Source organism: Borrelia puertoricensis, from assembly GCF_023035875.1.
In the GTDB taxonomy this organism is placed as follows: Bacteria; Spirochaetota; Spirochaetia; order Borreliales; family Borreliaceae; genus Borrelia; species Borrelia puertoricensis.
Genome location: NZ_CP075393.1, coordinates 22,697 through 29,211 on the forward strand (window position 1 = coordinate 22,697; position 6,515 = coordinate 29,211).

7 protein-coding genes are annotated in these 6,515 nt (G+C 27.9%); 4 read left to right on the plus strand and 3 right to left on the minus strand.

Annotated features, from left to right (window positions below):
* Positions 1-11 precede the first annotated feature (11 nt).
* Positions 12-698, minus strand: coding sequence for a DUF261 family protein (locus tag bpuSUM_RS08125; protein WP_247067799.1), 687 nt, complete (start codon positions 696-698; stop codon positions 12-14).
* Positions 688-1,062 (minus strand): hypothetical protein, encoded by a 375-nt coding sequence (locus bpuSUM_RS08130; RefSeq protein ID WP_247067801.1) that lies wholly within the window; start codon positions 1,060-1,062, stop codon positions 688-690. The genes bpuSUM_RS08125 and bpuSUM_RS08130 overlap by 11 nt, the downstream gene beginning before the upstream one ends.
* A gap of 352 nt (positions 1,063-1,414) precedes the next feature.
* Between bpuSUM_RS08130 and bpuSUM_RS08135 the strand changes: the two genes are divergently transcribed.
* The 3 genes from bpuSUM_RS08135 (at position 1,415) to bpuSUM_RS08145 (ending at position 4,554) form a co-directional block, all read left to right on the plus strand.
* Entirely contained in the window at positions 1,415-2,146 is a 732-nt protein-coding gene (locus bpuSUM_RS08135; protein WP_247067803.1) for a hypothetical protein, read from the plus strand.
* Between the two features lie 368 nt (positions 2,147-2,514).
* Positions 2,515-4,026, plus strand: a complete 1,512-nt coding sequence (locus tag bpuSUM_RS08140) for a plasmid maintenance protein (protein WP_247067805.1) — start codon at positions 2,515-2,517, stop codon at positions 4,024-4,026.
* A gap of 108 nt (positions 4,027-4,134) precedes the next feature.
* Complete coding sequence (locus bpuSUM_RS08145; protein WP_247067807.1) at positions 4,135-4,554, plus strand: hypothetical protein; 420 nt, start codon at positions 4,135-4,137, stop codon at positions 4,552-4,554.
* A gap of 48 nt (positions 4,555-4,602) precedes the next feature.
* On the opposite strand, the gene bdr is transcribed toward bpuSUM_RS08145, so the two are convergent.
* Positions 4,603-5,289 (minus strand): Bdr family repetitive protein, encoded by a 687-nt coding sequence (bdr, locus tag bpuSUM_RS08150; RefSeq protein WP_247067809.1) that lies wholly within the window; start codon positions 5,287-5,289, stop codon positions 4,603-4,605.
* Positions 5,290-5,826: 537 nt separating this feature from the next.
* Here bdr and bpuSUM_RS08155 point away from each other — a divergent pair.
* The gene (locus tag bpuSUM_RS08155; RefSeq protein ID WP_247067811.1) at positions 5,827-5,973 is read left to right on the plus strand and encodes a hypothetical protein; all 147 of its coding nucleotides are present in this window, start codon (positions 5,827-5,829) and stop codon (positions 5,971-5,973) included.
* Positions 5,974-6,515 lie beyond the last annotated feature (542 nt).

Here is a 6,515-nt window from a genome sequence, read left to right on the forward strand (position 1 = left end):
TTTTTTACTACTTACACATTTTTAAACTGCTCACTATAGAGAGCAAGTCTTTGCCTAATATCAAAACTAAGAGACGCATCAACAAGCTTAAATACCCTTAAAGACTCAAGTACTCCATTACTTACAGCTTTAGAACTGCCAAGTGAGTCCCAAATAACAGAACTTAAATCATTATCAAGAATTACAAAATGGTATAAATCATTCTCTTTGTATTTGCCAACTAAAATATCACAATTATCAGGCTCATAATGAGTAGGGGAATAATGGACATTCAGATAATGAATATCCTCACTAACTCCAAGATGCTTAAATATTAAATTTGGATCAAGAACGTATGAATTGACATCTTTTAAACAGCCAGCAGTTGCAAGGCTTTTAAAGAGTAAATCGACTTCAAACTTATCGAAATATTTCTCAACTTTATCTTTGATTTCTTTAACTACAAATGCAATAAACAAAATGCATAAAAAATAACATCCAAATTTGCAAATAGCAACGTTTTGGTCTTTGAAATTATATTGAAATGGAACTACTAATCTATGTTTCTCTACTTCTTTTATTTTTTCACAAACTTGGTAAGATGAATCTTCTAAAGACACAGCACCTTCAAGCAATTCTGATTTATGCTTTTTAATGAAGTAATCTTTCAAAGCTTTGTATGCAAAATCATAAAAAATCATAAAAATTTTACTTCTCATACATCCCCTCCTCTTCAAAATTTTTTAATAAACCGAAACATTTATCTAATTCTTCCCTAAATGCATTTTTGATTTTAAATCTCTCTTCAAGTAAAAGACTCTCTAACTCCCCCATCATCTCTCTACTCTCTGAATTTACTCTTTCAATGTCTCTCTTAAGGTCTTCTCTTAAGAAGATTTTTAAAGCTTCAAATTCTCCTTTAAGTCTCTTTTCAGATTCAATGTGTAATTCTTCCATCATCTCTTTTTTAAAATCAGATAAAAATCCTTTAAGGGCATAGGTTCCAATTCCAGACACACAAAGCATTAATGTTGTTGCAATAGTTCCAATAATATTAATCTGTCTCTTAATCCCACTAGACAACTAAAACCCTCCTTTTTTTAAGCCTTTAATGACAAACAAGAAACTTCACTTTCCCTAACCTATTAATTTTTAAATAAAGCTAACAAAAGCAAAGTAGCTTATTTTAATACAAGAAAGTAATACGAGATTATTTATGATAAAAAAATACTAAATTTATACAGAAAAGTCAATAAATAATGACTATTTTAAATATAAAATGGATAAATCAAGCAAAAATCGCTATACAAGTTAAATTTATATCGAAAATAAAAAACGCAATAATTATTGATTCAATATTTTTATTTTTTATTAACTATTTCCAAATTTTTACGTATGATAAAATAAAGTTTAAATAAAAAAAGGAAAGTATTATATGAGAAAAATAGATGAAATAAAGCTATACAAAGTTGGGGAAGTAGTAGAAATATTAAAATCGGAATTTAACTACCAAATAAGTACTCAGGTTCTTTGTAGAAAAGCATCAAATTTAGGTGCCTATATTACATATAACGACATCAATTACCTTCCAGAAGAAATAATCAGCGATTTAACTGTAAATGTAAAACAAAGAAAAACAAAATTAACTACTCAAATGATAATTGCTGACAAATTAGAAAAGATAAAGAAAAATTTAGAAGCATATGATAAAATACATAAAATACCTGCAATCAAAGCAATAAAGAACATTAAAAGCCGAAACACCAATACAAACACAATTATTAAAGCAGTTATACAACTAAAAGAAGAAATGAAAAAAACAAAAGAAGAAATGAAAAAAACAACAGAAAAAATGGAAGATAAAAATCAAGAAATAATCAAGCTAAAAAAAGAAATGCAAAAAACAATAGAAGAAATACAAGAAAAAAATGAAGAGATAGAAAGACTAAAAAGAGTAATGCAAAAAACAAGAGAAGACATCAAGGAAGAAATAGAAGATAAAAATCAAGAAATAATCAAACTAAAAAAAGAGATAAAAAATATAAAAGAACAAACTCAAGAAACGATACAAATAAACTTACTCAAAGAAGTAAAAACTACATTAAATAATTTGGTCTATAAAGAACCAAAAAGTCATTTAAATACACACAATAAAAAAAATACTTGATTTATACAAAAGACATAAATGATTTTAATAAGCCTAAAAAGACAATACATAGAATATTCAAATTAACCGATTAACAGTTTTATTACTAGACAAAGCTTTGTTTATTGACAATAATTTTATATTGATATAGACTTGGTATTTATGATAATGAGAAGAATCATAAATACCAAATTATCTAAAATTTTTTATTATATAACTAGTCATTTTACACAAACTATTTCTAAAATGTGGGAAGAAAAGGAAGTGGTATATAAAAAAATCACTTTGACGCTCAACCTAGCCAAAAGTGAATTTTTTATATATAATAAAAAAACCTCAATCCAAAGCTTCTTAGCTGAAAATCCAACTTTGGATTAAAGAGATAATATATGGATAGTATACCAAAAGAAACAAAAAAATTCAAATCACAAGACAAAATAAAATTAATACTAAATAATCTTATAGAATCAAATAAAGATAAAACATCCTCTGATATTAAAGAAATCTGTGTATCACAAGTTAAATCGCTAATAATTAGAGCATTAAATAAATACGATAGACTGATTAAAATTTATTGGATCATAAATGCAAAGAATAAAAACTACAAGAAATCAAGTGGAATTGAAGAATATTCAGCAAGTGATATCTACAATATTGTAAGCAAATTATTAGAAAATGACGGGCATAAAAAAGTATGTAGACGAACATTTGAAAGAGACCTCAAACTTCTAAATGAAAGTGGGTTAATAAAATCTAAAATTAGAAAGTTTGGAAAAAATAAGGGAAGCATTTCTCACTATATACAAAATATGGAACTTGATCACATACATAAAGAAATAATTTTAGAATATCTTAAAGAAGATCTTAAAGAAAAGTTAAAGAACAAAAAAATTGTTGGGGATTTCGATAAAGACTACAAAAATACAACATTTAACTACAGAAACCTTGAAAGGTTAAACATACTACCCAAGTTGAGTCAACATAATAATATAAGCCAAATGTCGCATGTAGGGAACCCGGCTGTATTTAATAAAGTTAATATAAGCTATATAAATAATAAGAATTCTAAAGAATTGCTTTTAGAAAAAACTATATCCATTAAACCAAAGGTAAGAGAGTGCAAATTCAAAAGGAATGATGTAGAGATGCGGCTTGTATCCAAACATAAAATCAGTAAAAGATACCTAATCCAAGTAAAAGAGTGCAGTAATAACGATGCAACTTACATAAATGCACTGATTAATCTAGAGAGAGCAATAATTGAATACAAAAGTGAATACAACATTGAAGATATCTTACAGCATTTCTTAAAACAGTTTAGCAATAGGTATAAATACAAGGTATGGATGATGATGAAGCGAAGAGATGGCATAGTTAGTGATTATGAGCTTATATGGGAAGGGAGATTTAGGGATTGGTACCCAAATAAGTACAAGAGCAATTACAGGCCTAAAGAGACTTATGGAGAGCATATACAAGTTAAGAGTAGGGCATCTGTTGTTAAAGGGATGCGTGATAAACATTTAAGTCTTAAGGGAATAGAGAAAATAGAGAATCCATCGGAAGAAAAACTAAGACTTGAGATAAAGAGAAGAGAAGAATATTTAAGTAAGTTGTTTGAACGTGAAGCTATGGAGAGAAAAGAGCGTTTAAGAAGAGCTCGTGAAGAGAATGCTTGTCTTAGAGAACAAGCTAGGGCAAGTATGTTTGCTACTTTAGAGAAAAGCAGGGCAGGGAATATGGGAGTTGACACGGAAAACAACATAAATAATTTAAAGCCCTACAATAGAGGTTGCGGTCTATCAAGACTGGGCCCGGTTGTGCTTAATAGAAATTTTGAAGGATTTAAGACTACTAAGGGTCTATCTATATCTAATTTAGGAACTTTAGTTTCATCATAAGATGATAACTTGAAGTTTAGGTGAAAGAGGAGATATGTCATGAAATTTAGTTTAAAATATTTAGTAAGAAGGCTATACATCAAACGCCATAGGTTTTGGGAAATTTATATGAGCGATGAAGTACAGTCTAAGAAGGGAGAGGATAAAATAATTAATTTTCCAATACTTAATTCAGAAGATATTGACTACGCGTATGTATATGGGTACGTTAAAGATTGGCTAGGAGTAAAATATAGAGAGACTCTTGATATAACGATTTGGAAAATAGGCAATGATGATTATTATTGTGAAACTAAGCGGGGAGCGTTGATGAATAATATATTGGATATGTTTTATGAAGATTATAAGGAAATGTTACTTAAAAAATTAGAACAAAGGGAAGTTGTTAGTGTAACTGAGGAGGTTGTTAAGGGGCTTGAAGATGTTACGAGAGAGGTAAGTGCTTTAGAGGTAGAAGATGGCTTTGAAGGGAGAGAAAGGGGTAAGCAAGTTAAGGTTACTAAAAAAGCTAAGTCAATAAGTGCGTAGCGTAGTATCAATTTAAGGGACTTATTGCTTATTAAATAAAATAAAGAATTACTTAAAGATAAGAGTTAATAAAATACCTATAGAGATGGTAATAATAGTCCCAAACATCCAATTATGAAGTTTAAGTTTGTTATCAAGTTCGATTTTGACAGATTTAATCTCAGCGTGTAAGAGTGATTCAACCTTTTCAAGCTTAAGGTTAAAGTTATTCTCAACAGAATCTATTTTGGTATCAAGTTCATTAAATTTAGTATCAATCTTGGTGTTAAGATTATTCCCAACAGTATCAATCTTATTATCGAGATCTTGAATGTCAGATTTCAGTTCACTTCTGACGTTATCAATCTTGATGTTAAGATTATTCTCAACGGTGTCAATTTTGGAATCAAGTTCATTGAATTTAGTGTCTATTTTATTATCAAGTTCGGTCTTAACAGATTTAATCTCGGCTTGTAAGGTTGATTCAACCTTTTCAATCTTGGTGTTAAGATTATTCTCAACAGAATCAATTTTGTTATCGAGTTCGGTCTTGAGAGATTTAATTTCAGCTTGTAAAAGAGCTTCAACTTTTTCAAGCTTAAGGTTAAAAGTAGTCTCTAAATACTCAATATCCTTGTGCGTAAGCTCATTTTTATAATACCTATAAGACAGGTCAATAGCAATATCTCTATTTATACCAGCCTTAGTAAGTTCAGCGATGACCATTTGTTGAGTAATAACAGGTTGAGCTCTCATAGAAGTCTCCTTATAGGTAAGTATAGAGTAAAAAAAGAATTAAAACAATAGGAAAAAGAGAGGCTTCTACTAATTGATATTAAGCTAGGGTAGCGAAAAAAAATTTTTAGTACTTCACTACAATAGTACAAATCATATTTTATTAGCGCATTGTACATAATTGCTGCTAAGATGAACAAAATAGTTTTCATCTATTTATTCTTTTTATGAGTTATCACAAAAATATACATTGTTTTATTGCAAGAATATATGAGAAAATAGTTGTTTTTGAAATCTATTAGTAGATTTATAAGGTATGCCAAGTTGTTTGAGGTGTAAATTAATATAAGATTTGAGAGTATGTAAGTTTTTGTTTAATGTTTGATCAAGGAAGAAAGATTCAACTAGTGAAGCGATAGTAGAGAGAGTTTTATTAGGATGGTTTTTAAATAGATCTAGGTTATTTTTATTAAGTTTTAGTCTGTGAAAAGACTTAATATAGTTTATTTTTTCGTATAAATCTAGAATACAAGGTTTCTTATCTAATAAGATATTGAGATGAGTATTATTGTAAGAGATATTATTGAAGGTAAATTTAGACTTAGCAATCAAAGAGTAGATAGAAATTATGTGTTTAGTAGTGATAGAGAAGTTGAATATATTTTTAGCAATGTAGTTAATTTTATATGCATGAATAGAGGATAAAATATTTTTATTTAAATTTTTAATGGAAGTAGCAATAACATTGGGCTTGAGTAGAGAATATTGTTGAAGCTGTAGACCATTACTTAATGTATAAGTAATAATATTGTTATTAAAAGTATAAAATATTTTAATACCAGGATCTTTTAAATGTGTTAAAGGTATACCGGAAGCCATGATAATGCCAAGTAAATTATGAATAGTACTAGAGGAGAGAATAAGATGAGTACTAATTAAAATAAATTCATCAGGGTTAATTTTATAAATAGGGATATAAGGTATATTATTAGTAAATAAATTTTTTAGAGAGAACATATGTATATATAAGTATAATACTATTAATATAGAAAAGAGGGAGGTAACTATATATTTTTTTAAGGCAACTATTGAGTTTTTTATGCAAACTATTAATTTTATATAAAAAGGTAGAATAAACTTATGAGTTTTTATATAAACTATTAATTTTTGGTAGTAAACTTATGAGTTATATGTGGAAACTTATGATTTGTATAAATGGATAAATTCTATACTATTAACAAATTATA

Excerpts from the sequence above, each read along its gene's own strand:
- bdr (WP_247067809.1), bottom strand. The coding sequence starts at position 5,289 with ATGAGAGCTCAACCTGTTATTACTCAACAAATGGTCATCGCTGAACTT.
- bpuSUM_RS08135 (WP_247067803.1), top strand. The coding sequence starts at position 1,415 with ATGAGAAAAATAGATGAAATAAAGCTATACAAAGTTGGGGAAGTAGTA.
- bpuSUM_RS08145 (WP_247067807.1), top strand. The coding sequence starts at position 4,135 with ATGAGCGATGAAGTACAGTCTAAGAAGGGAGAGGATAAAATAATTAAT.
- bpuSUM_RS08140 (WP_247067805.1), top strand. The coding sequence starts at position 2,515 with ATGGATAGTATACCAAAAGAAACAAAAAAATTCAAATCACAAGACAAA.
- bpuSUM_RS08125 (WP_247067799.1), bottom strand. The coding sequence starts at position 698 with ATGAGAAGTAAAATTTTTATGATTTTTTATGATTTTGCATACAAAGCT.
- bpuSUM_RS08155 (WP_247067811.1), top strand. The coding sequence starts at position 5,827 with ATGAGTATTATTGTAAGAGATATTATTGAAGGTAAATTTAGACTTAGC.